Source organism: Exiguobacterium sp. SH1S1, assembly GCF_004337245.1.
GTDB classification, from domain to species: Bacteria; Bacillota; Bacilli; order Exiguobacteriales; family Exiguobacteriaceae; genus Exiguobacterium; species Exiguobacterium aurantiacum_A.
In genome coordinates this window covers 1-400 of the sequence record NZ_SJUZ01000030.1, presented here as the reverse complement: position 1 = coordinate 400, position 400 = coordinate 1, and the positions used below count along the sequence as shown (strand labels likewise).

Annotated in this window: 1 protein-coding gene; it reads left to right on the top strand. The window is 68.8% G+C overall.

Annotated features, from left to right (window positions below):
- A partial coding sequence (locus tag EVJ23_RS15100) for an ATP-binding protein (RefSeq protein WP_131470827.1) occupies positions 1-315 on the top strand: 315 nt, incomplete at its 5' end.
- Positions 316-400: the final 85 nt, after the last annotated feature.

Sequence of the window (400 nt, the reverse complement as noted above, 5' to 3'; positions counted from 1 at the left end):
GTGCGGGCGGACGCCCGCCCCGATCCCCAGGGCGAGCGGGTGCGGATCACTGTGCGCGACACCGGCATCGGCATCGCGCCTGATGATCTGGCCCGGCTGGCGCGGCCCTTCGAGCAGATCGAAAACCAGCACTCCAAGACCCAGCAGGGCACCGGCCTTGGCCTGGCGCTCACCAAGTCGCTGGTGGAGATGCATGGCGGCGCGCTGGATATCCAGAGCGCGCCCGGCGAAGGCACGACGGTCGGCTTCTCCCTGCCCGTCCGGCAGAGCGAGCCCCTGCAAGCTCCCGTACGGCGCACGGGGACTGCGGCTTGAGCTGAAGTCGAGGTCCAGGACCTCGTGCGGGACAAAATTGATCCCGCGCATAGGCGTCTCCGACGACGCCGCTAATGTGCTCAGA